Here is a 23,518-nt window from a genome sequence, read left to right as displayed (position 1 = left end):
GTTCATGACGACAGAGCTGTCGACCGAGCGCCGCCTCTGGGCGCTCTACGAGCCCCTGCACGCGGTCACCTACTTCGCCCCGGCGGGCCGGGCCGCGTTCGAGGAGGCCGGCCTGCGCGGGTTCTGGCGGGGGTACTTCGCCGGCCGCTGCGCCCCGCTGGGGCCCATCGGGCCCGCGCCGGTCGTCGCCGCCTTCTACGGGTTCGCCCCGTCGATGGTCGAGCGGGCCCTGCCCGAGCTGTGGGCGCGCATCACGCCCGAGGCCGCCCTGGCCGCCCGGCTCGACGGCGCCCGCCGCGCGCTCGCCCCGGCGGTCGCGGGCCTCGACGGCATCGAGGAGGCCGCCGGGCTGCTGCGGGAGGCCGCGACCGCGGCCGAGACCCACGGCCGGGTGCTCGCCGCCGCCAATGCGGCCCTGCCCTGGCCCGGGGACGCCCTCGGCACCGTCTGGCAGGCCGCCACGATCCTGCGCGAGCACCGCGGCGACGGCCACCTCGCCGCGCTGCTGGTCGAGGGCCTCGACGGCGCCGAGGCGATGGTCTGGCGGGTCGCGCTCAACGACGGCCGGGGGCGCAAGGCGGCCCAGCCCGCCCGCGGCTGGAGCGACGAGGAGTGGGACGCCGCCCGGACCCGGCTGCACCAGCGGGGCTACCTCGACGGCGAGGGCGCGGCGACGCCGAAGGCGCACTCGGCGTACCAAACCCTGGAGGAGACCACCGACCAGCTGGCCGCGCGGCCGTGGCAGGCGCTCGGCCCCGAGCGGACCGAGCGCCTGGCGACGCTGCTCACCCCGGTCGCCGACCGGATCAACGCCGAGCTCGCGCCGTTCTACCCGAACTGGATCAGGCTCCCTACGCCAGCTCGGGGTGCTTCTTGAGGTAGGCCGCGATGAACGGGCACTGCGCGACGATCGTCAGTCCCCGGTCCTTGGCCAGGGTCAGGGCGCCGTTGGCGAGCTTGCTCCCGACGCCCTGACCCTCGAACGACGACTCCACCTCGGTGTGCGTGAAGACGATCGAGTCCCCGTCGAGGCGGTAGAACGCCATCCCGGCGCGCTCACCGCCGACCCGGATCTCGAACCGGTGGTGCTCGGCGTTGTCGCTGACTGCGAAGTCCACTCAGGACGCCTCTCCCCGAACGTCCGCGTGCGCCGCGGGGATGCTGCCGAGCCGGCCGGCCTGGTAGTCCTCGAACGCCTGCATGACCTCGGCCTTGGTGTTCATGACGAACGGACCATACGCCACGACGGGCTCGCGGATCGGCTGACCGCCGAGGAACAGCACGTCCATCGTGGGCTGCTTCGGGTCGGCCGTCACCGTGATGGTGTCGCCCGCGCCGAACACGGCGAGCTGGCCGAGCTCCACCGGCCGCCCCTTCGCGCCGACGGTGCCCTTGCCGGCCATGACGTACGCGAGGGCGTTGAAGTCCTTGCGCCACGGCAGCGTGAGCGAGGCGCCGCCCGTGAGCGTCGCGTGCACGAGGGTGATCGGCGTGTAGGTGACGCCAGGGCCGGCATGCCCGTCGAGCTCACCGGCGATGACCCGCAGCAGGGCGCCGCCGTCGGGTGAGGTCAGCAGCGACACCTGGCGGCCGCGGATGTCCTGGTAGCGCGGGGCGACGAGCTTGTTCGCCTTCGGCAGGTTCACCCACAGCTGGAACCCGTGGAAGAGCCCGCCGCTGACGACGAGGTGCTCCGGCGGGGTCTCGATGTGGAGGATCCCGTTGCCGGCCGTCATCCATTGGGTGTCGCCGTTGGTGATCGTGCCGCCACCGCCGTTGGAGTCCTGGTGCACGAACTCCCCGTCGATGATGTAGGTGACCGTCTCGAAGCCGCGGTGCGGGTGCCACGGGGTGCCCTTCGGCTCGCCCGGCGCGTAGTCGACCTCACCCATCTGGTCCATGTGGATGAACGGGTCGAGGGCGCGCAGGTCGACGCCGGCGAACGCGCGGCGCACGGGGAATCCCTCGCCCTCGTAGCCCTTGGGCGCGGTCGTGACGGAGACGACCGGCCGCGGCTGCGCCGAGATCGGGTCCGGCGTGGCGACGCGGGGAAGTGCGAGGACGTTGTCAACGGTGATCGCGGGCATGTGACGCCTCCAAAGGTCCAGCTCTGTCGCCTGCCACAACAGTACTTGCCAAGCGAGTATTCCGCAAATCAACTAAATCTGTTCGGCCGTCCCCGAAGCATCGGTGGGGAAGATGGACGCATGAGCACCGACGCCGCCGATCTCGCCTCCCTGGCCACGCTGCTCGCGGACGAGACCCGGGCCGCGATGTGCCTGGCGCTGCTCGACGGGCGGGCCTGGACCGCCGGGGAGCTCGCGGCGCACGCCGGGGTCGCGCGGTCCACCGCCACCGAGCACCTCGACCGGCTGGTCGGGGGCGGGCTGCTCGCCGAGGAGCGGCAGGGGCGGCATCGGTACCTCCGGCTGGCCGACGCCTCCGTCGCGCACCTCATCGAGGATCTCAGCGCCCGCCTCGAGCCGGCGCGCACGCCCGTCCGGGGGCTGCGCCAGGCGACCGTGTCGGCCGCCATGAAGCGGGCCCGCACCTGCTACGACCACCTGGCCGGGGAACTCGGCGTGGCCGTGGCCGACGCGCTGACCGCGCGCGGGCTGCTCGACCAGCGGGGCGGGTTCGCGCTCACGGGCGCGGGCCTGGACTGGCTCACGGCCGAGGCCGGGATCGACCCCGCGGCGCTGCGCCAGCAGCGGCGGCCGCTCGCCCGCGGCTGCCTGGACTGGACCGAGCGGCGGCCGCACCTGGCGGGCGTGGCGGGGGCGCGGCTCTGCGAGCGGTTCCTCGAGCAGCGCTGGGTGGTGCGCATCGGCTCCTCGCGCGCGGTGAAGGTGACCCCGGCGGGGCGGGCCGGGCTCCGCGGGCTGCTGGGCATCGATTAGCGAACGGCGCCGATGGGTAGACAGCGCTCAACACCGATCTGGATACCCCGGAGGCCATCGTGTTCGCTGTGATCGCCGCGATCCTGTTCGCGGTCGCCCTGCTGGTCGACCTGCTCGGCGCCGACACCGGTCCGATCTTCGACGCCGGAACGCTGAGCCTGGCCGGCTTCCTGTGCATCGCGCTGCACCTGGCGGGCGCGGGCGCGTGGACGTCGAGCCGCTGGGGCAGCCGCCGCCGGTCCGCGCGCCGGTAGCGGCCGCGGGCACGTACGCTCTGGAGCCATGGACGGCGTCCTCGGGCTCCTGCTCGTCGGCAGTGTCTTCGCCGTGGTGCTCGCCGGGCTGGTGCTGCTGGCCCGGCGCATCCGGCGGCGCAACCTGCACGGCGGCCTGCTGAGCGTCGCCGAGGAGATCTACCTGCCCTCCGCCCCGCGGCTGCGCGGCGAGACGCAGCAGGTGCGGCTCGCCGAGCGCGGGTCCGGCGAGAAACCTTAAGCGGTCCAGGCCGACAGGTCGGGGCCGAGCGGCACGATGCCGGACGGGTTCAGGTTCGCGTGGGTGCCGTAGTAGTGGCGCTTGATCTGGTCGAAGTCGACGGTGTCGCCGAAGCCGGGGGTGTTGTAGAGCTCCCGCGCGTACCGCCACAGGTTCGGCATCTCGCCGAGCTTGTTCCGGTTGCACTTGAAGTGGTTGTGGTAGACGGCGTCGAAGCGCACGAGCGTGGTGAACAGCCGCACGTCGGCCTCGGTGATCCGCTCGCCGAAGAGGAAACGGCGGCCGGCCAGCCGCTGCTCCAGCGCGTCGAGGCGGGCGAACAGCCGCCCGTAGGCGGCGTCGTAGGCCTCCTGGGTGGTGGCGAAGCCGCAGCGGTACACCCCGTTGTTGACGTCCTCGAAGACGTCCCGCATCAGCCGGTCCATCTCGGGGCGCACGTCGGCGGGGAGCAGGTCCGGGCGCCGGGTGGCCAGCGGTGCCCAGTCGGTGGAGAGGTCCAGGGTGATCTGCGGGTAGTCGTTGGTGACCACGCGGCCGGTGACGGTGTCGACGATGGCGGGCACGGTGACGCGGCCCTCGTAGGACGGGTCGGTGCCGGCGTAGGCCTCGGCCAGCAGCTCGATGCCGAGCACCGGGTCGCGGCCGCCCGGGTCGAGGGTGAAGCGCCAGCCGCGCTCGTCGCGGATCGGGTCGACGGTGCCGAGACCGAGCGCGTCCTGCAGGCCGAGCAGTCCGCGCACGATGACCGCGCGGTGCGCCCACGGGCAGGCGCGGGACCAGATCAGCCGGTAGCGGCCGGGCTCCAGCGGCCAGCGGCCCTGGTCGTCGGGGCCCTCGCCCGGCCCGGAGGCGGACTCGGCGGTGATGCGCCCGGTGAACCGGTTCGGCTGTCGGACGAACTCGCCGCGGGATGATGTCTCCCGCTGGAACTGCGCGGTAGCCATGTCCACGACACTAACCCCATGAGCGTGAGAGTCGAGCGCCGCGACCGCGTGTGCACCGTGATCCTGGACCGGCCGCAGACCCGCAACGCCGTGGACCGGGCGACCGCCGAGGCCCTCGCGGCGGCCTTCCGCGACTTCGACGCGGACCCGGGCGTGGACGTGGCGGTGCTGTGGGGCGCCGGTGGCACCTTCTGCTCCGGCGCCGACCTCAAGGCGGTCGCGGCGGGGGAGGGCAACCGGGTCGAGCCGGACGGCGACGGGCCGCTGGGGCCGACCCGGATGCGGCTGTCCAAGCCGGTGATCGCGGCGGTGTCCGGGCACGCGGTCGCCGGCGGCCTGGAGCTGGCCGTCTGGTGCGACCTGCGGGTCGTGGAGGAGGACGCGATCTTCGGGGTGTACTGCCGACGCTTCGGCGTCCCGCTGATCGACGGCGGCACCGTGCGGCTGCCGCGGCTCATCGGCACCGGGCGGGCGCTCGACCTGATCCTGACCGGGCGGCCCGTCGACGCCGCGGAGGCGCTGCGCATCGGCCTGGCCGATCGCGTGGTGCCGCCCGGGACCGCGCGCGAGGCCGCGGAGGCGCTCGCCGCCGGGCTCGCCGCGCTGCCGCAGGAGTGCCTGCGCAATGACCGGCGCTCGCTGTACGACTCCCTCGGCCGTAGCGTCGAGGACGGTCTGGCCATCGAGCACCGGCTCGGCGTCGCCTCCCTGGGCAGTGGCGCATTGCACGGTGCGGCCCGCTTCGTCGCGGGTGAGGGGCGCGGTGGCGCGGGGCTAGGGTGATCAGCGTGGTGAACAGGGATGACGTCGAGGCGGCGGCGCGGCGGATCGGCTCCTACGTCCGGCACACGCCGTCGTACGAGGTGCGCCCCGGCCTGTGGTTCAAGCTCGAGCTGCTGCAGCACAGCGGGTCGTTCAAGGCGCGCGGCGCGTTCAACCGCATCCTGGCCGCCCGCGAGGAGGGCGCGCTGCCCGGGTCCGGGGTGGTCGTCGCGTCCGGCGGCAACGCGGGGCTCGGGGTGGCCTTCGCCGCGGCGGCGCTCGGGGTGCCCGCGGAGGTGTTCGTCCCGGTGAGCGCGCCCGCGCCGAAGGTGGCGCGGCTGCGCGAGCTCGGGGCGCGGGTGCGCGAGCACGGGCGCGAGTACGCGGAGGCGTACGCGGCGTCGCAGGTCCGGGCCGCCGAGACCGGGGCGCTGTTCGTGCACGCCTACGACCAGCCCGAGGTCGTCGCCGGGCAGGGCACCGTGGGCCTGGAGCTGCCGCCGGCCGACACGGTGCTCGTGGCGGTGGGCGGGGGCGGGCTCGTCGCCGGGATCGCGGCCGCGGTCGGCGACCGGGCGCGGGTCGTGGCCGTGGAGCCGCAGGGGGCGCCGACCCTGCACGCGGCGCTGGCGGCGGGGGCGCCGGTCGACGTCGCCGTCGGCAGCGTGGCGGGCGACTCCCTCGGGGCCCGCCGGGCGGGCACGATCGCGTTCGATCTGGCCCTTCGCCACGACGTCGGCAGCATCCTCGTGTCCGACGAGGCGATCGTCGGGGCCCGCCGGCGACTGTGGCACGAGCACCGCCTCGCGGTCGAGCACGGGGCCGCCACCGCGCTCGCCGGCCTGGACCTCCTCGACGGCGCCGGCACCGTCGTGGTGGTGCTGTGCGGGGCGAACACCGACCCGGCGACCCTGTACGCCGAGCCGGCCCATGCCGCCGGATGAGGTCTTCGACGCGGCGCTGAAGCGGTTCCTCGCCCAGCAGCGCGTCGACATGCGCCAGCTCGCCGCGGAGCTCGGCATCGGCCGGGCCACGCTGTACCGGCGCGCGGGCGGGCGGGACCAGGTGCTCGGGCACGTGCTGTGGTACCTCACCGACCGCAACCTCGACCGGGCGGTGCGGGCGGCGCGGGGGCTGCGCGGCCCCGAGCGGGTCGTCGGGGTGATCGGCCACTTCCTGCACTCGGTGCAGGACCAGCCGAGCCTGCGCCACTTCCTGGCCACCGAGCCGGAGGCGGCGCTGCGCATCCTGACCTCGAAGCGCGGGATCGTGCAGGGCCGCGTGGTCGACCACCTCGAGCACCTCATGCACGAGGAGATCGCGGCCGGGGCGTTCGCGCCGCGCCTGGACGCCCGCACGCTCGCGTTTGTGATCGTGCGGATCGGGGAGTCGTTCCTCTACGCGGACGCCATCGCGGATGGCGAGCCGGACGTCGAACAGGCACTGGAGATCATCGGGCGGTTGCTGGAGGGATCCTGATGCGGCTCAAGGCGGACGTGTGCGTGGTCGGCGGCGGGCCCGCCGGGCTGATGCTGGCGCTGCTGCTCGGCCGGCAGGGCATCGACACCGTCGTGCTGGAGAAGCACGCGACGTTCCTGCGCGACTTCCGCGGCGACACCGTGCACCCCTCGACGCTCGGGCTGATGGACGAGCTCGGCCTCGGCGAGGAGCTCGCGCGGCTGCCGCACCGGATCGTGCGCCGCCTGCGGATCACCTACGACGAGGGCACGTTCCACCCGGTCGACTTCGAGCGGCTGCGGGTCGCGCACCCCTACGTTATGATGCTGCCCCAGTGGGACCTGCTCGAGCTGCTCGCGGCGCACGGCGACTTCGCGCTGCACCGCCGCTGCGAGGTGCTCGGCGTGACCCGGCGGGAGCGGCGGGTGGTCGGTGTGACGGCGCGCTCGCCGCAGGGCCCCGTCGAGGTCTCGGCGCCGCTGACGGTCGCCTGCGACGGGCGCCATTCGACGGTACGGCGAGCGCTCGCCCTGCGCTCGAAGGACTTCGGCGCCCCGATCGACGTGCTGTGGTTCCGCCTCCCGCGCGAGCCCGGCGACCCCGAGGGCCTGGCCGGGCGGGCCGGCGACGGGCGGTTCTTCATCGGCATCGACCGCGGCGACTCCTGGCAGCTCGGCTGGGTGGTGCCCAAGGGCGGCGACGCCCGCATCCGCGCCGCCGGGCTGGACGCGTTCCGGGCCGGGATCGCCGCGTCGGTGCCGTACCTTGCCGGGCGGGTCGGGCAGCTGCGCGGCTGGGACCAGGTGAGCACCCTGACCGTGCGCGTCGACCGCCTGCACCGCTGGCACGTCCCCGGCGCCCTGCTCATCGGCGACGCCGCGCACGCGATGTCCCCGGTCGGCGGGGTCGGCATCAACCTCGCGATCCAGGACGCGGTCGCCGCGGCCCGGGTCATCGCCGCCGCGTTCGCCCAGGGCCGCCCGCCCACGGAGCGGGAGCTGGCCGCGGTGCAGCGCCGCCGCGCCCTGCCGGTGGCGGGGACGCAGCTCGTGCAGCGGGTGCTGCAGCGGGGCGTGCTGTCGCCCGCGGTGACCGGCCGCCCGATCCGGCCGCCGCTGGCCGTCCGCCTGCTGGACCGCTACCCGCGCCTGCGCACCGTCCCGGCCCGCGTGATCGGCGTCGGCCTGCGCCCCGAGCACATCGGCGGCGCGGCCGTCGGGAAGGTGCCGGACGATTGATGAAGGGTGACCAGCGGCGGACCTGGCAGCGACGGCGCGCCAGCGCCGAGCGGTGTCTGGCGGGAGCGACGGTCCGCACCCCCGCGGACCCGAGTCATGTCCTGGCGCTCCTCACCGCGCCGCCGGACGGCAAAAATTCGTACATGTCGGATTCGTCCATCGACCGCCCGGGCCGCCACTGGACACAGGCAGTACCGTCTTCGCATGGCCACGGTGCTGCTGGTTGAGGACGACCATGTCGTGCGGGGTGCCCTGCTGCGCTCCCTGACCGACCGGGGTCACACGGTGCACGCGGTCGGCACCGCGCTGGAGGCGCTGCGCCGCTTCGCCGCCGAGACCCCCGACCTGGTCGTGCTCGACCTCGGCCTGCCCGACCTGGACGGCGCGGACGCGCTGCGCATGCTGCGCGGCATCGCGGACACGCCCATCATCATCGCCACCGCCCGCGACGACGAGGCGGAGATCGTCCGGCTGCTCAAGGCGGGCGCCGACGACTACATGATCAAGCCGTTCACCTCGGCCCACCTCGACGCCCGGATGACCTCCGTGCTGCGCCGCACGGGACGGGCGAGTCGCGAGGAGCCCACCGCCATCGAGGTGGGAGGCTTGCGGGTGGACATCGGCCAGCGTCAGGCCTACCTGCACGGCGACCCGCTGACGTTGACCCGCAAGGAGTTCGACCTGCTGGCGTACCTCGCCGCCCGGCCCGGCCGGGTGGTCTCACGCCGTGAGCTGTTGGAGGAGGTATGGCGGCAACCCTCAGTGGGCGAGGACCAGACGATCGACGTGCATCTGTACTGGCTACGCCGGAAACTTGGCGAGAGCGCGTCAGCGCCCAGATACCTGCACACCGTGCGGGGCGTGGGCTTCAGGTTCAGCGCCCCGGACTGAGGCGGACCCTCGCCTACGTCTCCGCGGCGGTCACCACGATGGTGGCCCTCGCGTTCCTGATCCCGCTGGGTCTCGTCGTCCAGCAGCTCGCCCGCGAGCGGGCGCTCGCCGACGCCGAACGCCAGACCGCCGTGGTCGTGGCGGTCCTCACCGTGACCACGGACCCGCTGAGCATCGAGCGGGCCATCGCCAGCACCGGCGGGCCGGCGGTCACGCGCGTCTCCGTGCACAACCTCGGCGAGGCCGGCGCGGAGATCGGCATGGGGCACGCCGCGGGCGGCGACCTGAGCCGCGCCGCCGACGCCGCCGCGCCGGTGGTCGCCGATGTGCCGGGCGGGCTGTCGTACCTCGAGCCGGTCGACCTCGGCGCCGGCCGCACGACGGTGGTCGAGGTCTTCATCCCCGAGTCCGAGCTGTCCAACGGCGTCGCCGGGGCCTGGTGGGCGCTCGGCGCCGTCGCGCTGGGCCTGATCGTCGCCTCGGTCTGGGTCGCCGACCGCCTCGCCTCGAAGATCATCGCCTCGGCGCGGCAGCTGGCCGGGGCGGCCGGGGCGCTCAGCGAGGGCTACCTCGACGTGCGCATCGACCCGCAGGGCCCCCGCGAGCTGGCCGACGCCAGCTTCGCGCTCAACGTGATGGCCGACCGGATCATGGCGCTGCTGTCCAACGAGCGCGAGCTCGTCGCCGACCTCTCGCACCGCCTGCGCACCCCGCTGACCGCGCTGCGCCTCGACGCCGAGACCCTCGACGACTCCCAGGACGCCGACCGCATCCGCGACGCCATCGCCGCTCTCGAGGTCGAGGTCGACAAGCTCATCCGGGCCATGCGCGAGCCCATCGACGCGCACTCGCCCACCCCCGACCGCGGCGAGCGGGCCGACGGCGCCGCGGCTTCGACCGGCGAGGAGGGCTGCGACGTCGCCGAGATCGTGCGGGACCGGATGAAGTTCTGGTCCGCGGTCGCCGGCGACCAGGAGCGCGAGTGCAAGGCGATCGGCACCGACGCGCCCGCCCCCGTGACCGTGCCCAAGAGCGAGCTGGCCGCGGCGCTGGACGCGCTCATCGGCAACGTGATCCGCTACACACCGCAGGGCGTGCCGTTCGAGGTGGCGGTGACGCGGCGGGAGGACGGCTACGTCGTGCTGCGGGTCGAGGACGGCGGGCCCGGCATCCCGGACCCGGAGCTGGCGATGCAGCGCGGCGAGAGCCAGCAGGGCTCGACCGGCCTCGGGCTGGACATCGTGCGGCGGGTCGCCGTGGCCGGCAACGGCACCGTGAACATCGGCACCAGCAGCACCCTCGGCGGGGCCAGCGTGGTGATCGTCATGACCGACGCGGATCCGGCCCCGAAGGAGGTCCCGCCGCCGTCGCGCTGGCTGGTCGGACGCTCGTCCAAGGAGCCCAACGAGCGGCTGTTCCGTCGCCGTCAGTCATAGGAAAAGTGGCGTCATATCGCCGGGACAAGTCTGACTTAGAACTGTCTTAACTGTGGCGTTCCAAGTGGAATGCGCGCGTGCCACCTGGCTAATGTCAGCGCGTTCCCACGTGGACGCCCGGCTCTCACCCGCCTTGCCACCCTCGAAGGCCGGCGTCCCTCGCGCGGCGGGGATCGGTACCTCTGCCCTGTGCCGATCCTTGCCGCGCGCCTCTTTCCCCTCCCGTTTCCCCTCCCGGAGGAACCGAGCGTGCAAGCGCGACCCGAGAAGTCCCGCCGCAAGCTGCGCAGGGTGCTGACGACCGCCGCGGTCGTGGTGCTCGGTGCCGGCGCGGCCATCGCCGGACCCGGCGCCTTCCAGTCCCTGTTCCACGAGAAGGGACGCGGCGACAACCCGACGGCGATCTCCCAGGTCCCGGCCGACAATCCGGAGCAGGGCCTGATCTACCAGGGCCTGACGCCCGCCAAGAAGGGCGAGCCCTGCGTCGGCGGCTACGCCCTCACCGAGCGCGACCAGTGCAGCCACGGCCCCGACGTCCCGCCGACCGGCCTCAGCGTGCACACCCAGGTCAAGGCGGTCGCGGCCGTGACGCAGGCGGACGTCCCGGCGTCCGACACCGCCGCCGCGCCCCAGGAGCAGACGGTGCTCGCCGACGAGAACGTCGCCGAGGGCTCCGACGGCGGCTTCGCGGTCGTCCCGGACGCGGTGGCCGCCGACGGCACCGCCGCGGTGACCGTCGGCTCGAGCGGCGTGGTCTGCGACGGCGACGGCGTGACCGGCAAGCGCGTCCAGGTGCTCTACGTGCGCGACGCGAGCACCAAGAGCCGCTTCGCCGAGTACCTCGAGTCCTTCCGCACCTGGTCGGCCGGCATCGAGACGATCTACAACGCCAGCGCCCAGGAGACCGGCGGCGAGCGCCACGTGCGCTTCGTGACCACGGCCGACTGCAAGGTCGACGTGCGCGAGGTCGAGCTGGCCAACGGCGGCATGGCGACCTTCGATGCCACGATCAACGGGCTGAAGGCGCTGGGCTACAACCGCACCGACCGCAAGTACGTGATCTTCGGTGACGCGAACGTCTACTGCGGCATCGGCACCTTCGCCGGCGACACGCAGCCGGGCGCGAACAACCGCAGCAACGGCGGCCCGGGGTACGGCCGCAGCGACAACGGCTGCTGGGCCGCCAGCGTCGCCGCGCACGAGCTGGGCCACAACCTCGGCGCCGTGAACAACAACGCGCCGAACTCCAGCAAGGCCGGTCACTGCCTCGATGAGTACGACATCATGTGCTACAACGACTCGGGCGGCCTCAAGACGAGCGTCAAGTGCGCCGACAAGAAGCACGACGACCGGCTCGACTGCAACCACGACGACTACTACAACACCAACCCGAGCCCGGGCAGCTACCTGGCGAACAACTGGAACGTGGCCAACAACCAGTTCCTGATCGCCGGCAACGGCGGCGGCACCGGCCCGACGCCGACCCCGACGCCGACCAGGACGTCCGCCTCACCCTCGCCGTCGAAGACGACGTCCTCGCCGACGCCCACGCCGTCGAAGACCACCGCGTCGCCGACGCCCACGCCGACGAAGACCGCCGGCCCGACGCCCACGCCCACCAAGACGTCGACCGGCGGCCTGAAGGAGCTGCGGACCAGTGCGCTCGACACGACCTCTGTTCGGCTGTCCTTCGAGCCGGCCGGCAGCGGCGCCCGGTACGCCGTCCTGGTCAACAGCCGGGTCATCGGCCGTACCACCGCGACCAACGTCCGGATCGTCGGCATGCGCGCCGACACCGACTACCAGATCGGGATCTCGCTCGCGCAGGGCAACTCCCTGACCCCGTACACGAAGACCGTGACGGTGCACACCGCCGCGGCCGCCTCGCCGGCCGCGGGGGCGTGGATGGTGTTCGGCAACAGCCTGACCGGCGGGGTCGTCGACCTCTTCGGCGCCCGGCGCGCCGCGGGAACGCCCGTCATCCTGTACCGCCAGCACGGCGGCGCGAACCAGCAGTGGAAGCTCGAGGCGGCCGGCGACAAGTTCATCGTCCGCTCGAAGGCGACCAACGAGTGCCTGAGCACCGCGGGCGACAAGGACGCGGCGGGCGCCACGATCGTGCAGACCGACTGCGCGAACGCGCTCAAGTGGACGGTCGCCAAGACCGACTTCGGCGTCGCCCTCACCTCGCCGTCCGGCCTGGTCGTCGGCGTGAGCGGCAACCAGTTCTTCGGCAGCCGCCTGCTGGTGCTGCAGAAGGCTTCCGGCGCGAAGTACCAGAGCTGGGTACCGCAGCAGGCATGACGCACCCGACGTTCGACCGTCCCGGCCCGGCGCCCGTGTGGCGCCGGGCCGCGGCGTGTCTCGTGGCGACCGTGATCGCGGTCGCCGTCGCCGTCTTCGGGTTCGCCGAGGACGCCGACGCGCACGCGGGAGTCGTGCTCACCCTGCACGGCGACGGCCGCGGCTCGGTCTGGGTCACGTCCGTCTGGCAGGACGGCCACCCGGTCACGGAGCCGATCGGCATGACGATGCTGGCGACGTCCAGCACGGGCGAGCGGGTCGGGCCGGTGCCGCTCAAGCGGAACGGGGACGCGGTGACGTACAGCGGCACCCTGGCCCCCGGCGCGTGGACGATCGTGGCGGACATGGGGACGCCGGCGATCGGGCGGTGCGAGGGCGTGCTGCACGTGGCCGAGTCCGGCGCGACCCCGACGCCGGACGAGAAGACCTGCGAGCCGCCTCCGTCGTCGGCACCGCCGGCGCCGACGCCTGCTTCGACGTCGTTCACCTGGGTCTGGTACCTGCTGGGCGTGGTCGTCGTCGGCGGCACCCTGGCGTTCGTCTTCTTCCGCCCGTCGAGGGTGGCGCCTGCGAAGAAGCCCTCGAAGAAGCGCCCCCCACGCCGCTGAGCCGCCTCTTTCTCTCTCCTCTTTCCTCTTCTTCCCCGGCTCCTCCTTCCTCTTCCTCGCCTCCTCCCTCCTCTTCCTCCTCGCCTCCTCTCCGCCTTCCTCCGCTCCTCCGCCTTCCTCGGCTCCTGCGTGGTGCCTTCCCTCCATCGTCGCTTTACCGATATAGACTTGACCGGTACAGGATCGCGGGGCTACTGTACCGGTATAGCCACGGTTTACCGGTACAGACGAGGAGATCTGTTATGAGCACGTTCCCGTTCGCGATGGTCGTGTCCCAATCCGCGCTCTCGGAGGAGTTCGGCGGCTCGTGGAACGGCGAGGCCTTCGAGTACGCCAGCGCCCTGCCCAACGCCCCCGTAATCGGCCACGACGCACCGGCCCGCCCACCGCGCGCCTACCGCACACGCACCGCCCTGGCCGCGACCCTGCGCAAGGCCGCGGAGGCCGTGGCCCCCGCTCCCGCGATCCGCTCCCACCCGGCCCGGTAACGCCCCCGCGCGCCGCGCTCACCTCCAAGCGTCCGTTCCCGTCAGTTTCACGGCTCGTGCCTGTCCATCCGAGCGATCCGACCCGCGCGTTGCGCCATCCGGTCCGCCCGGGTGGCGGGACGGCGGCCCGGCCCCGGCGGTGGGCTCCCGCACGGCGAGTTAAGGTCTGCGGGGAGGTATCGACGACATGGGAGGCGCTGCGGTGGGAAGGGTGACCCTGCAGACGATCGCCGACCGGGTCGGCGTGAGCCGGATGACGGTCTCCAACGCGTTCTCCCGTCCGGACCAGCTGTCCCCGACGCTGCGCGACCGGATCCTGGCGGTCGCGGACGAGCTCGGCTACGTCGGCCCCGATCCGGCCGCGAGGGCCTTGGCCAAGGGCACCACCGGCGCCGTGGGCATCCTGCTGACCGACTCGCTCAGCGCGGCCTTCGGCGACGAGGTGGCGACCACGTTCCTGGGCGCCATCGCCGACGAGCTGGCCCCGACCGGCCTGGGCCTGACCCTGCTGACCACCACCATGGCCGGCAACGTCATCCCGGCGCGGGACGTGGCCATGGACGGCGCCCTGGTCTACTCCTGCGACCCCGAGAACAGCGGCGTCGAGTGGCTGATGCGCCGCAAGATGCCGATCGTCTTCATCGACCAGGTCACCGCCGAGGGCGTCCCCGCCGTCAACGTGGCCGACCGCGCGGGCGCCCGGGCCGCGGCCCAGCACCTGGTCGACCTGGGCCACCGCCGGGTAGGCATCGTGACCGCCGGCATCCGCGGCCGGCACGGCCTGATCGGCCCGGACGCGAGGGACGACATCATCGACGGCTTCGTGGCCGGCCAGCGCCTGGCGGGCTGGCTGGACGCCCTGACCCCGGCGGGCATCACTCCGCCCATCGCCCGCCAGGCCCACGGCGACCCCGACTCGGGCTACCGGGCCGCGCGAATGCTGCTGGACGCCCCGGAGCCCCCCACGGCCGTGCTCTGCTTCTCCGACGCACTGGCCCAGGGCGTCATGGAGGCCGCGGTCGACGCCGGCCTGTCGGTGCCGGACGACCTGTCGGTCGTCGGTTTCGACGACAGCCCCGCCGCGGCCCGGATGCGCCCGCCCCTGACCACGGTCCGCCAGGACATCCACGCGAAGGGCCACGCGGCCGCGGCCGCCCTGACCAGGGCCATCGAGGCCGCCCGCACCGGCGACCCGGCCCCGGCCGAGCACCTGTGCCTCCCGGCCGACCTGATCGTCCGCTCCAGCACCGCCGCCCCGCGCGTGTGACGCCTCGGCCTTCCGGCGGACTCTGATCGTCCGCGTGAGCACCGCGGCCTCTGCTTCCCGGCTCCCCCGGCGGGCCCGATCGTGCGCTCTGCCTCCCGGCTCCCGGCGGACCCGATCGCGCGCTCTGGCAGCGCCCCTCCGTGCACGAGCATCTCTGCCTCCGGCCGAGACCTGATGCCTGCTCCAGCGTCTTGATCGCCTGACCGACGCCCGGGTCGGCCTGCCGCCCAACTCGCCGACGGCCTGTCGCCATCCGGAAGTGACGGTTCCTTCGCTGCTTCGCCCCGACCTTCCCCCTCCCATTGGCGCCGGCGGGGTAATGGTTCGGCCGCCTCCGAACGATCCCGGACCTAGCTTGGGGGCATGCTCACCCTCCCAGTGCCAGAGCCGGACCCCGCTCCCACCGGCATCGGCTGGCTCCGCTCGACTGTCAGCCGCTTTGCCAACGGCACCGTCCACGCCCGCCGCCGCGCGATCGTCGAGGACCTTCTCGCGAGCATCGACCCTGCTGAGCTGAGCCGCCCCTACGACGGGCACCCGGTCGCGCCCCTCGCACGGGCGCTCGGTTTCGACGGGGCTGCCGGGGACGCGCGGGTCGAGGCGGTTGTCGAGGACGTGCGGATCGCGGCGGCGGCCTACCAGAACGGGGACACCGCGGCCGACGCGGCCGTCGAGCGGCTGGTCATGGTGTTCGGCGGCGCGCACGACGAGCGGACGGCCGCGCACATTCAGCTGCTCGTCCAGGCCTGCGATGCGACGGCGACGCTGATCGAACGCGCACGGACCCGCCCCGTGGACGAGGTGCTGCGCGACGACCCTCCGGTGCTCGCCACCCGGCGGGTCGCCCCGGACGGCTCGATCATCGCGATACCCCTGGAAGGGCGCCCGTTCGGCGAAGGGCCGCGAGCCTGCCCCGGCCGCGAGCACGCCCTCGCCCTCGTGGAAGGAGCCCTGCGATGACCGGACCTGGACTCCGTTGTCGGCCGTTGCGCATATGAGCACTCGCGGGAGGTGGATGGTGATGGCCGGGGTTCGCGAAGCTGCGCGCTTGAGCGCTCGTGGGTGGCGAATCGCGATGACCCGCCTTGGGCTCGGCTGCCGGCCGTTGCGCATTTGAGCGGTCGTCGGTGGCGCATCGTGATGAGCTGGGTCCCGGTTCGGCGGTTGTACGTATGTGCAGTTGTGGAAGGAGTTTTGCGATGAGTGACGGATTCCGGGAGTTGCACGTGCCTGGCCGGCCGCTCGTGTTGCCCAACGTCTGGGACGTGGCCGGGGCCCGGATGCTTGCCGCGGCCGGGTTCGCCGCGGTCGGCACCACGAGCCTCGGCGTGGCCGCGAGCCTCGGGCTTCCCGACGGCGAAGGCGCGAGCGTCGACGAGACGCTGCGGCTGGTGGGGCGACTGGCGTCGCTGCCGTTGTACGTCACGGCCGACCTCGAGCGCGGTTCCGTCGCCGCGGCGGTGGCCGCAGCGGAGGCGGGGGCGGTGGGGGTGAACATCGAGGACGCGTACGGGGATGCGGACGAGCACGCGGCGCTCATCCGGGCCGTGAAAGCCGCGGCGCCGGCGCTGTTCGTCAATGCGCGAACCGACACTCACTGGCTGCGCGCCGGGGACGCCGACGAAGCGATTCGACGTGTTCGCATGTACAGGGACGCAGGGGCCGATGGCGTCTTCGTGCCCGGCGTGACCGATCCGCGCGACATCGAGCGGCTCGCGGCGGCGGTCGACGCGCCGTTGAACGTGCTCGCGTTGCCGTCCGGGCCGTCCGTTCGTGAGCTTGCCGAGCTCGGGGTCGCGCGGGTCAGCACCGGGTCGTTGCTCTTCCGGGCCGCGCTCGCGGCGATGGCGGAGACTGCATCGGCGGTACGGCTGAATGAACCGCTGCGCGCGGACCTTCCGTCGTATCAGGACGTCAACGGCTGACGGCTGCCGTTTCCGCCAGATGTATCAGCCGCAGCCCGAAACCGTGCGAGCCGTGCGAGGCGCCGGACGGCGACGACGAGGGCATCGGGCTGGGCCGCTGCGCCCTCGTCCTGCCCTAACGAAGACCTCGATGCTGCCTCCAATGGCCGCCTCGCCGTCGAGGTCGACGGCAAGCTCCTCATGCGCCGACCTTGCCTCCGACGAAGTCCGCGACGCGCGGCGGCGACGGGGGAGCGGTTGGACATGAGCGACTGTGCACGCACCTCTGTCCGTTCTTGACGTCAACAGTCAACCGCTGCTGTCGCCGCCGGGCGGGGGCTAGGCATTGGCGGTACACCTGGATGAAGCGTGGCGCGAGGACGTTCAGGACGGCAGCGGTTGTGTGCTTTCGCGGCGGATCAAGGTCGCCTCGGCCGGTTCGATGCGCGGGGTGTCGGTGTCGTGAGCCTCGTCGAGGGCCATCGACATCGCGCGGGCGCCCATTTCGGCGAGCGGCAGGCGCACCGTGGTCAGGGCCGGCGTCACGTCGCGGGCGATCGGCATGTCGTCGAAGCCGACCAGGGAAATCTGGCCCGGCACCGCGACGCCCCGCGCGCGCAACGTGCTCAGGGCACCCACCGCCATCTGGTCGTTCAGCGCCACGACCGCGGTCAGGTCGGGGTTGGCGTCGAGCAGGGCCGTGACCGCCTCGGCGCCGCCGTCGCGGTCGAAGCCGGCGTACGCCACGCGCCGCGCCGGCAGCGTCCGGCCCAGCTCGCGGGCCGCGCGCCGCAGCCCGGCCAGGCGGTCCGTGGTCGTGGTGAGCACCTTCGGGCCCGCGATGACCCCGACACGGCGGTGGCCGGTGCCGAACAGCTCGCAGCCGGCCAGGTACCCGCCCTCCTCGTTGGCCGGCATCACCGCGTCGCCGGGCAGTTCGTGGCGGCCGATCACACTCACGCGGCCGCCGGTGCGCGTATATGCAGCGAGCTTCGCCTTCAGGGCCTTGGTGAACGCGGCGTCGTGGTACCCGGAGCCGGCGAGGACGATCGCGGCCACCTGCTGGGCGCGCAGCAGCTCGACGTATTCCAGCTCCCGGGCCGGGTCGCGGTAGCTGTTGCAGATGATGCTCAGCCGGCCGTGGGCCGTGGCCACCTGCTGCAGGCCGCGGGTGATCTCGGCGAAGTACGGGTCGGAGACGTCGTGCACGATCACGCCGACGGCGGTGCGCTGTGCGCGAGCGAGCAGTTGGGCGTGCGCGTTCGGCACGTACTGCAGCTCGTCGACGGCCCGCAGCACGCGGGCCCGCAGCTCGTCGGTGACCAGCTTGGTGCTGCCGCTGATGATCCGGGAAGCGGTGGCCGGTGACACGCCCGCGCGGCGAGCAACATCGGCGAGCGTCGCCATCATGGTCTCCTTTGCGCATTGACCCGCGATCAGCGTACCGGCTAGCCTCAGGAAAGCGGTTTCCTGCATCCGGGGGTCGGACATGAGTTCTCAAATGCCGGGAGCGATCGGCGTGTCGCGGTTGTCGGTGTATGACACCACCGCGCCCGACGGTCTGCACGGTGGCACGCCGCACATGCATCTGACGTGCTCCGAGGGGTACGTCGTGACCGCCGGCGAAGGGCGGGTGCAGACGCTGTCGGGGGAGGGCTACCGCGAGACCCCGCTGCGGGCCGGAACAGTCGCCTGGTTCCGCCCGGGCACCATCCACCGGCTCGTCAACGACGGCGGGCTGCAGCTCGTGGTGCTCATGCAGAACAGCGGCCTGCCCGAGGCCGGCGACGCGGTGCTGACGTTCCCCACGCACATCCTCGGCGACCCGGACGAATATCGCGCCGCGGCGACGCTGCCGGGCGGCGGCGACCTTTCGCCCGCGTACCGCCGGCGCGACCTGGCCGTGACGGGCTTCCTGGCGATGCGGGCGGGCGGCCCCGAGGCGTTCACCGAGTTCTGCCGCACCGCCGCCGGGCTGGTCGCCCCGCGCCTCGGCGAGTGGCGCAAGCGCTGGGAGAGCGGCGCGCTGGAGACCGCGCTCGAAACCGGCCGGCAGCTCGACGCGCTCGAGCGGTCGGACGTCGCCCATCTCGCCGATGGCGGCATCGAGGTGTTGCCCGGACCGACCGAGTCGGGCAAGCACGGCATGTGTGGCCTGCTCGAGACCTACATTCCCTGAAGGAGACCCGTGAACCGCGTTCCGATCGGCATCGTCCTCAACGGCGTGACCGGCCGCATGGGGTACCGCCAGCACCTCGTCCGCTCGCTGCTGGCCATCCGGGAGGAGGGCGGCCTGCCCGCCGGCGACGGCCGGCGCATCTGGCCGGAGCCGATCCTCGTCGGGCGCAACCAGGCCAAGCTGCAGGAGATCGCCGAGCGGCACGGATTGAGCGAATGGACAACCGACCTTGACGCCGCCTTGCACCGCGACGATGTGCAGATCTACTTCGACGCGCAGGTGACGCAGCAGCGCGAGAAGGCCATCCGCGCGGCGATCGAGGCCGGCAAGCACGTCTACACGGAGAAGCCGCTCGCCGAGGACACCGAGGCCGCCGTCGACCTGTGCCGCGCCGCGCGCGCCGTCGGGGTCAAGCACGGCGTGGTACAGGACAAGCTGTTCCTGCCCGGACTGCGCAAGCTTGCACGGCTCGTGGAGGGCGGCTTCTTCGGCCGCATCCTGTCGGTCCGGGGCGAGTTCGGCTACTGGGTCTTCGAGGGCGACTGGCAGTCGGCGCAGCGTCCGTCGTGGAACTACCGGTCGGCCGACGGCGGCGGGATCGTCGTGGACATGTTCCCGCATTGGCAGTACGTGCTGGAGCGCATCTTCGCCCCCGTTCGCTCGGTGCAGGCGACGATCGCGACGCACATCCCGTCCCGAGTCGACGAGTCCGGCACCGTGTACGAGGCGACGGCGGACGATGCGGCATACGGCACGTTCGAGCTCGAAGGCGGCGTGATCGCGCAGATCAACTCGTCGTGGGCCGTGCGCGTGTACCGCGACGAGCTCGTCGAGTTCCAGGTGGACGGCACCCACGGCAGCGCGGTCGCCGGGCTGCGGGAGTGCCACATCCAGCACCGCGGGTCGACGCCCAAGCCGGTGTGGAACCCGGATCTGCCGGCTACTGAGCGTTTTCGTTCGCAGTGGCAGCAGGTGCCGGACAACGAGGCGTTCGACAATGGGTTCAAAGTGCAGTGGGAGCAGTTCCTGCGCCACGTGGTCGACGACGCGGCGTTCCCGTGGGACTTCGCCGCCGGAGCGCGGGGCGTCCAGCTGGCTGAACTGGGCCTGGAGTCAGCACGCACCGGCCGCCGCATCGAGATCCCCGCTCTGGAGCTCTAGCCGGACACGCTCAGCCGCACTCGCCCGTGCTCGCGCGCTCGCCCACGCACGTTCGCGTTCGCACGCCGTTCAGGTTCGCGCGCTTGGGTTCGCACGTTCCGGTTCACACGTTCGGACGCGCGTTCGCGGCGGTCGTCCGGGCGTGTGCGTTGCGATCGGGCGTGTGCGTTCACCGCGGTCGTTCGGACATGCTCGCCGCGCTCATCCGGGTGTGTTCGCCGCAATCGTTCGGATGTGGACGTCCGCTGGGAGGCGGTTCGTCGGGCGTCGGGTCTGCCATCGGATGGCGACTGCTCGTTCGCTCAGTGGCTCGTGCGCGAATGTCGTGGGCGTTGTCCGGTGGCGGTGATTGGTCGTTCGCGCGGCGGCTCGCGGGCGAGCGCGCACGGGTCGTTGCAAGAGGTGGGTGTCCGGTTGCTCGGTGGCTTGTGCGCAAGTGTCGTCAGCGTTGCCGGGTGGCGGCGATTGGTCGTTCGCGCAGCCGATCCTGTGCGAGCGCGTGCGGGCCGAGGGCATGCGAGCCGGTGTTTGTTCGTGCGGCGGGGCGTGCGCGAGCGCGTGCGAGCCCGAGGGCCGCGAGGCGGTGTTTGTTCGTGCGGCGGGCGTGCGCGAGCGCGTGCGGGCCCGAGGGCGCGCGAGGCGGTGTTTGTTCGTGCGGCGGGCGTGCGCGAGCGCGTGCGGGTCGAGGGCACGCGAGGCGGTGTTGGTTCGTGCGGCGGGGCATGTACGAGCGCGTGCGGGTCGCCGCTGTGTGGGTGGGTGTTCGTTTGTGGACCGGCTTGTGCGCGGCAGGGGGCGAAACCGGCGTGCTGTGCGGTGTTGGTTGAGGTGCGGAGTGGGCTTGCACGTGCGGTAACAGGGAAGAAATAGCTGATGGAGGCACTGTGAGCGACCTGTCCCGGTTCTCGCTGAACCAGGCGACCACCAAGCGCTGGCCCATGGAGGACACCGTTGCCGGCTGTGTGGCCGCCGGCGTCCCCGGCATCGGGTTGTGGCGCGACCAGGTCGCGGAGCTCGGGGTCGAGCGCACCGCGGCGCTCGTGCGAACCGCCGGGCTCGATGTCACCACGCTCTGCCGCGGTGGATTCTTCACCGCCGATGACTGGCGCGACGACAATCTCCGCGCGATCGAGGAGGCGGCCACGCTCGGCGCGCCGGTGCTCGTGCTCGTCAGTGGCGGCCTGCCCGCGGGCAGTCGTGACCTCGACGGGGCGCGGCGGCGGGTTGCCGACGCGATCGGGGAGCTGGTGCCGCATGCGCTGGCGGCCGGCGTGCGGCTTGCGATCGAGCCGCTGCACCCGATGTTCGCTTCGGACCGCTGTGTGATCGCCACGCTCGGCAACGCGCTCGACATCGCCGAGGCGTTCCCGGCCGACGCGGTCGGCGTTGCGATCGACACGTATCACTTGTGGTGGGACGACCAGGTCTGGGGGCAGCTGGCGCGGGCCGGGGCCGCCGGGCGGATCGCGTGTTTCCAGCTCGCGGACTGGATCACCCCGCTGCCCGAGGGCGTGCTACTCGGGCGTGGGCTGCCCGGCACCGGTTGCGTGGAGCTGCGGCGCTTCCGCGAGGCCGTGGACGCGACCGGGTACCGCGGGCCGATCGAGGTCGAGGTCTTCCATGAGGACGTGTGGTCACGCCCCGGGGCGGAGGTGCTCGACGAGGCGATCCGGGGCTACCTCGAACTCCTCTAGCGCGGCGGCCGCCCCGAAGCGCTCGGCACCGGGATGCCGCGAGCATCGCGGCGCGGGATCCCGGGAGTGTTACCGCGCGGGACGCCGTGAGCGCGACGGCGCGAGGTAGCCACGACCGCTACGCCGGAGGAGGCGTGAGCGCCACGGCGGGAAGGTCGCGGGATGCCGCGAGCGCCGTGGCGCGAGGCACGCGGGACGCGGGAGCGCCACGGCGTGGGGAAGGCGCGAGCATCACGCCGCGGGCGGACCCGCGAGGGGCGTGTCGGTCGGCGGCTCCGACGTCGGCGTGGTCGGGCCGGCGGTGGTCGGCGCGGGCGTGGTCGGCGTCGGTGTCGGCGTCGTCGTGACGACCACCGGCGTCGTCTGCGTCGGCGTGACCACGCCGCCGTCGACCGTCTGCGTCGGGGCCGCGGGCTGGGCCGTGTTGGTCGGGTTGCCGATCAGCTTCTCGTTCGAGCCGTTGTTCGGACCGTTCCCGAGGCCGGCGGTCGCGGCCGGAGCCGGGGCCGGCGACAGGTTCGTGGTCACCGAGTCGCCGCCGGTCGTGCCATGGTGCGTGTCGCCGCCGGGGTTGCCGCCGATGAGGTCCGAGGTCGTCTCGGCCGCGGCGAAGACGAGCGCGAGGGCCATCGGCAGCGCGATCGCCATCGATGTGACCCGGCGCCGGGACATCTGGGCCGGGGCGCGCAGCCAGCGCCGCTGCACGGGGACGGTGGCCGCCTCGAGGTCGTCGATGGCCAGGCCGAGCAGCAGCTGGCGCGCGTCCGGGCGGTCCTGCGGGTCGCGGCTCAGGGCGGCGGCGACGAGGTCGCGCACCGGGTCGGGAATGCCGCTGAGGTCGGGCTCGCCCTCCAGGATCTTCCAGGCGCGGGCGGCCGCCTCCTCTCCGCCGTAGGGGTGGCGGCCGGTCGCGGCGAACGCGACGAGGCAGCCCCAGCCGAAGATATCCATCGCCGCCGTGGGCTCCTCGGCGCGCAGCTGCTCGGGGGAGGCCCATCCGAGGCTGCCGACGATGTTGCCGGTACCGGTGATGTCACTGGCGGCGTCGAGTGCGCGAGCGATGCCGAAGTCGATGATCCGGACACCACCGAGCGTGACCATCAGGTTGCTCGGCTTGAGGTCGCGGTGCACGAGGCCGACGTTGTGGATGGCCGCGAGCGACGCCGCGACCCCGAGCGCCACGCTGTGCAGCATGGCCGGGTCGAGCGGGCCGTCGTCGGCGACGAGGCGGGACAGCGGGATGCCCTCGAGGTACTCCGTGACCAGGTACGGCCGCTCCTCGAACACGCCCGAGTCGAGCACGCGCGCGGTGCAGAAGCCGGGCACCCGCTGGGCGGCGCGGACCTCGCCGGCGAAGCGCACCCGGAAGCGGGGGTCGCGCGCGAGGTGCTGGTGCACCAGTTTGACCGCGACCCGGCTGCCCTCGGGCGACTGCGCGAGGTAGACGGTGCCCATGCCGCCGACGCCGAGCTGGCCGAGCAAACGGTAGTCGTCGATGCGGATCGGGTCGTTCTGGGTCAGATCGCCGACGGAGGCGCGCCGGGCGGGCGCGGCCGAGCGCAGCGGCAGGTCCGGCGAACCGGACTCACCGGCGTCGTCGTGGTTGCCTGCCTCGGTCATCGGGGTCCTTCCAGGGACTTCGGGGGACATGCGGCTTTCACCAGCAGTCTGATCTCTTCACGGGGAGATGAAAAGACCGTGCTGTATGCATCAGTTGTGCCCGTTCGGACACCTTTTGCGGTTGGCGGCGCTGCCTCGAACAGTAGTCCAGTCGGGCCGAATCCTCCGC

General features: G+C 73.0%; 24 protein-coding genes. 19 read left to right on the top strand and 5 right to left on the bottom strand.

What is annotated here, in order from left to right:
• Positions 1–4 precede the first annotated feature (4 nt).
• Entirely contained in the window at positions 5–877 is an 873-nt protein-coding gene (locus tag AC6JBM_RS33385; RefSeq protein WP_497977985.1) for an SCO6745 family protein, read from the top strand.
• On the opposite strand, the gene AC6JBM_RS33380 is transcribed toward AC6JBM_RS33385, so the two are convergent.
• Together AC6JBM_RS33380 and AC6JBM_RS33375 are read right to left on the bottom strand one after the other, a co-directional pair.
• Positions 852–1,118 carry a GNAT family N-acetyltransferase gene (locus AC6JBM_RS33380; protein WP_497977984.1) on the bottom strand — a complete coding sequence of 89 codons (267 nt, stop codon included), beginning with the start codon at positions 1,116–1,118 and terminating at the stop codon, positions 852–854. The genes AC6JBM_RS33385 and AC6JBM_RS33380 overlap by 26 nt on opposite strands.
• Entirely contained in the window at positions 1,119–2,087 is a 969-nt protein-coding gene (locus tag AC6JBM_RS33375) for a pirin family protein (protein WP_350626247.1), read from the bottom strand.
• 120 nt (positions 2,088–2,207) lie between these two features.
• On the opposite strand from AC6JBM_RS33375, the gene AC6JBM_RS33370 reads away from it, so the two are divergent.
• Genes AC6JBM_RS33370 through AC6JBM_RS33360 form a run of 3 tightly spaced genes read left to right on the top strand, consistent with a single transcriptional unit; the run spans position 2,208 to position 3,395 of the window.
• The gene (locus AC6JBM_RS33370; RefSeq protein ID WP_497977983.1) at positions 2,208–2,900 is read left to right on the top strand and encodes an ArsR/SmtB family transcription factor; all 693 of its coding nucleotides are present in this window, start codon (positions 2,208–2,210) and stop codon (positions 2,898–2,900) included.
• A 59-nt stretch (positions 2,901–2,959) separates the two neighbouring features.
• Positions 2,960–3,154, top strand: a complete 195-nt coding sequence (locus tag AC6JBM_RS33365) for a hypothetical protein (protein ID WP_497977982.1) — start codon at positions 2,960–2,962, stop codon at positions 3,152–3,154.
• 28 nt (positions 3,155–3,182) lie between these two features.
• The gene (locus AC6JBM_RS33360; RefSeq protein ID WP_497977981.1) at positions 3,183–3,395 is read left to right on the top strand and encodes a hypothetical protein; all 213 of its coding nucleotides are present in this window, start codon (positions 3,183–3,185) and stop codon (positions 3,393–3,395) included.
• Here the strand turns inward: AC6JBM_RS33360 and AC6JBM_RS33355 are convergent.
• Positions 3,392–4,339: a glutathione S-transferase family protein gene (locus tag AC6JBM_RS33355; RefSeq protein WP_497977980.1), complete on the bottom strand. Its 948-nt coding sequence runs from the start codon at positions 4,337–4,339 to the stop codon at positions 3,392–3,394. The two genes, AC6JBM_RS33360 and AC6JBM_RS33355, sit on opposite strands and share 4 nt — an antisense overlap.
• Positions 4,340–4,357: 18 nt before the next feature.
• On the opposite strand from AC6JBM_RS33355, the gene AC6JBM_RS33350 reads away from it, so the two are divergent.
• The 12 genes from AC6JBM_RS33350 to AC6JBM_RS33295 all read left to right on the top strand — a co-directional run bounded on the left by AC6JBM_RS33350 (position 4,358) and on the right by AC6JBM_RS33295 (position 16,716).
• Positions 4,358–5,122 (top strand): crotonase/enoyl-CoA hydratase family protein, encoded by a 765-nt coding sequence (locus tag AC6JBM_RS33350; RefSeq protein WP_497977979.1) that lies wholly within the window; start codon positions 4,358–4,360, stop codon positions 5,120–5,122.
• A gap of 5 nt (positions 5,123–5,127) precedes the next feature.
• The gene (locus AC6JBM_RS33345) at positions 5,128–6,045 is read left to right on the top strand and encodes a threonine/serine dehydratase (protein WP_497977978.1); all 918 of its coding nucleotides are present in this window, start codon (positions 5,128–5,130) and stop codon (positions 6,043–6,045) included.
• Positions 6,032–6,580, top strand: a complete 549-nt coding sequence (locus AC6JBM_RS33340) for a QsdR family transcriptional regulator (RefSeq protein ID WP_497977977.1) — start codon at positions 6,032–6,034, stop codon at positions 6,578–6,580. The genes AC6JBM_RS33345 and AC6JBM_RS33340 overlap by 14 nt, the downstream gene beginning before the upstream one ends.
• Positions 6,580–7,797 carry an FAD-dependent oxidoreductase gene (locus AC6JBM_RS33335; RefSeq protein WP_497977976.1) on the top strand — a complete coding sequence of 406 codons (1,218 nt, stop codon included), beginning with the start codon at positions 6,580–6,582 and terminating at the stop codon, positions 7,795–7,797. Before AC6JBM_RS33340 ends, AC6JBM_RS33335 begins: the two co-directional genes overlap by 1 nt.
• 204 nt (positions 7,798–8,001) lie before the next feature.
• Positions 8,002–8,688, top strand: coding sequence for a response regulator transcription factor (locus AC6JBM_RS33330; protein WP_497977975.1), 687 nt, complete (start codon positions 8,002–8,004; stop codon positions 8,686–8,688).
• Between the two features lie 38 nt (positions 8,689–8,726).
• The gene (locus tag AC6JBM_RS33325) at positions 8,727–10,124 is read left to right on the top strand and encodes a sensor histidine kinase (protein WP_497977974.1); all 1,398 of its coding nucleotides are present in this window, start codon (positions 8,727–8,729) and stop codon (positions 10,122–10,124) included.
• Between the two features lie 249 nt (positions 10,125–10,373).
• The gene (locus AC6JBM_RS33320; protein ID WP_497977973.1) at positions 10,374–12,428 is read left to right on the top strand and encodes a ricin-type beta-trefoil lectin domain protein; all 2,055 of its coding nucleotides are present in this window, start codon (positions 10,374–10,376) and stop codon (positions 12,426–12,428) included.
• Positions 12,425–13,036, top strand: a complete 612-nt coding sequence (locus tag AC6JBM_RS33315) for a hypothetical protein (protein WP_497977972.1) — start codon at positions 12,425–12,427, stop codon at positions 13,034–13,036. Before AC6JBM_RS33320 ends, AC6JBM_RS33315 begins: the two co-directional genes overlap by 4 nt.
• Before the next feature lie 242 nt (positions 13,037–13,278).
• Positions 13,279–13,524, top strand: coding sequence for a hypothetical protein (locus tag AC6JBM_RS33310; RefSeq protein ID WP_497977971.1), 246 nt, complete (start codon positions 13,279–13,281; stop codon positions 13,522–13,524).
• A 211-nt stretch (positions 13,525–13,735) separates the two neighbouring features.
• Positions 13,736–14,791 (top strand): LacI family DNA-binding transcriptional regulator, encoded by a 1,056-nt coding sequence (locus AC6JBM_RS33305; RefSeq protein ID WP_497977970.1) that lies wholly within the window; start codon positions 13,736–13,738, stop codon positions 14,789–14,791.
• Between the two features lie 363 nt (positions 14,792–15,154).
• The gene (locus tag AC6JBM_RS33300) at positions 15,155–15,751 is read left to right on the top strand and encodes a hypothetical protein (RefSeq protein WP_497977969.1); all 597 of its coding nucleotides are present in this window, start codon (positions 15,155–15,157) and stop codon (positions 15,749–15,751) included.
• A gap of 239 nt (positions 15,752–15,990) precedes the next feature.
• On the top strand, positions 15,991–16,716 hold the full coding sequence (locus tag AC6JBM_RS33295; RefSeq protein WP_497977968.1) for an isocitrate lyase/PEP mutase family protein: 726 nt from the start codon (positions 15,991–15,993) through the stop codon (positions 16,714–16,716).
• Between the two features lie 363 nt (positions 16,717–17,079).
• Here the strand turns inward: AC6JBM_RS33295 and AC6JBM_RS33290 are convergent, their stop codons facing one another.
• A complete protein-coding gene (locus AC6JBM_RS33290) occupies positions 17,080–18,102 on the bottom strand; it encodes a LacI family DNA-binding transcriptional regulator (RefSeq protein WP_497977967.1) in 1,023 nt (340 codons plus the stop codon).
• 82 nt (positions 18,103–18,184) lie between these two features.
• Here AC6JBM_RS33290 and AC6JBM_RS33285 point away from each other — a divergent pair, with 82 nt between their 5' ends.
• From AC6JBM_RS33285 to AC6JBM_RS33275, 3 genes are all read left to right on the top strand, one after another.
• Positions 18,185–18,874, top strand: a complete 690-nt coding sequence (locus tag AC6JBM_RS33285) for a cupin domain-containing protein (protein ID WP_497977966.1) — start codon at positions 18,185–18,187, stop codon at positions 18,872–18,874.
• A gap of 9 nt (positions 18,875–18,883) precedes the next feature.
• Entirely contained in the window at positions 18,884–20,035 is a 1,152-nt protein-coding gene (locus AC6JBM_RS33280) for a Gfo/Idh/MocA family protein (RefSeq protein WP_497977965.1), read from the top strand.
• An 893-nt stretch (positions 20,036–20,928) separates the two neighbouring features.
• Positions 20,929–21,729: a sugar phosphate isomerase/epimerase family protein gene (locus tag AC6JBM_RS33275; protein WP_497986562.1), complete on the top strand. Its 801-nt coding sequence runs from the start codon at positions 20,929–20,931 to the stop codon at positions 21,727–21,729.
• Positions 21,730–21,960: 231 nt separating this feature from the next.
• Here the strand turns inward: AC6JBM_RS33275 and AC6JBM_RS33270 are convergent, their stop codons facing one another.
• Positions 21,961–23,349, bottom strand: a complete 1,389-nt coding sequence (locus AC6JBM_RS33270) for a serine/threonine-protein kinase (protein ID WP_497977964.1) — start codon at positions 23,347–23,349, stop codon at positions 21,961–21,963.
• Between the last annotated feature and the right edge of the window lie 169 nt (positions 23,350–23,518).

It is taken from the genome of Dactylosporangium thailandense (assembly GCF_059739745.1).
This window is presented reverse-complemented; position numbering and strand designations above follow the sequence as displayed.